This is a genomic window from Nocardia sp. CC213A (assembly GCF_030766805.1).
GTDB lineage: Bacteria > Actinomycetota > Actinomycetes > Mycobacteriales > Mycobacteriaceae > Nocardia > Nocardia otitidiscaviarum.
Genome location: NZ_JASFXA010000043.1, coordinates 1 through 1,365, shown reverse-complemented (window position 1 = coordinate 1,365; position 1,365 = coordinate 1). Strand labels below are relative to the sequence as shown.

At 68.3% G+C, this 1,365-nt stretch carries 1 protein-coding gene; it reads left to right on the top strand.

Annotated features, from left to right (window positions below; genetic code table 11):
- Window positions 1-1,365, top strand: a 1,365-nt coding sequence (locus QJS31_RS37225; RefSeq protein WP_306359025.1) for an alanine--tRNA ligase-related protein, incomplete at both ends; no start/stop codon positions are given.

The following is a 1,365-nucleotide window of genomic DNA, read 5'->3' as shown; positions in this document are numbered from 1 at the left end:
TTCACCCTGCACGACACCTATGGTTTCCCGATCGATCTGACCCTGGAGATGGCGTCGGAGGCCGGGCTCGAGGTGGACGAGGCGGGCTTCCGCTCGCTCATGGCCGAGCAGCGCCAGCGCGCCAAGGAGGACGCCGCCGCGCGCAAGCACGCCCACGCCGACCTGTCCATCTACAAGGAGCTGGTCGACCGCGGCGCGACCGAGTTCACCGGTTTCGACGAACTGACCTCGGAGGCAACGGTTCTCGCGCTCATCGCCGACGGCGTGCGGGTGCCGGTGGCCGAGGCGGGCACCGATGTCGAGGTGATCCTGGACCGCAGCCCGCTCTATGCCGAGTCCGGCGGTCAGATCGCCGACCGCGGCACCATCACCTCCTCACACGGGGTGAAGGTGCGCGTCAACGATGTGCAGAAGATCGCCAAGAAACTGTGGGTGCACAAGACCACCGTCGAGGCCGGGCAGCTCACCGAGGGCGATATCGTGCTCGCCCAGGCCGATCCGGCGTGGCGGCGCGGCGCGACCCAGGGCCACTCGGGCACCCACATGGTGCACGCCGCGCTGCGGCAGGTGCTCGGTCCCAACGCGGTGCAGGCCGGTTCGCTCAACAAGCCCGGCTATCTGCGTTTCGACTTCAACTGGCAGGGTCAGCTCTCCGAGCAGCAGAAGGCCGATATCGAGGCCGTGTCCAATGACGCGGTCGGCGCGGACTATTCGGTGAACACCTTCGTCACCGATCTGCCCAAGGCCAAGCAGATGGGCGCGCTGGCGCTGTTCGGCGAGAACTACGGCGACGAGGTGCGCGTGGTGGAGATCGGCGGACCGTTCTCCATGGAGCTGTGCGGCGGTACGCACGTGGCGCATTCCTCGCAGATCGGTCCGATCACGGTGCTCGGTGAGTCGTCGGTCGGTTCCGGTATCCGCCGCGTGGAAGCTTTCGTGGGCCTGGACTCGTACAAGTACCTGGCCAAGGAGCGGGCGCTGCTGGCCGGTGTCGCGTCGTCGTTGAAGGTGCCCTCGGAGGAGGTGCCCGCGCGGGTGGAGCAGTTGGTGGAGCGGCTCAAGGTGGCCGAGAAGGAACTCGAGCGCACCAAGATGGCCGCGGTGCTGTCGTCGGCGGGGACGTTCGTCGACGCCGCGCAGCGGATCGGTGAGGTGCTGCTGGTGGCCGAGGCCGCGCCCGAGGGCGTGGGCGCGGGTGATCTGCGCACCCTGGTCTCCGATATCAAGGGCCGCTTCGGCACCCAGCCCGCCGTGGTGGTGCTGCTCGGCAATGCCGACGGCAAGGTGCCATTCGTGGTCGCGGTGACCAAGGCCGCCCAAGAGTTGGGCATCAAGGCCGGTGACCTGGTCGGCTCGTTCGGGCCG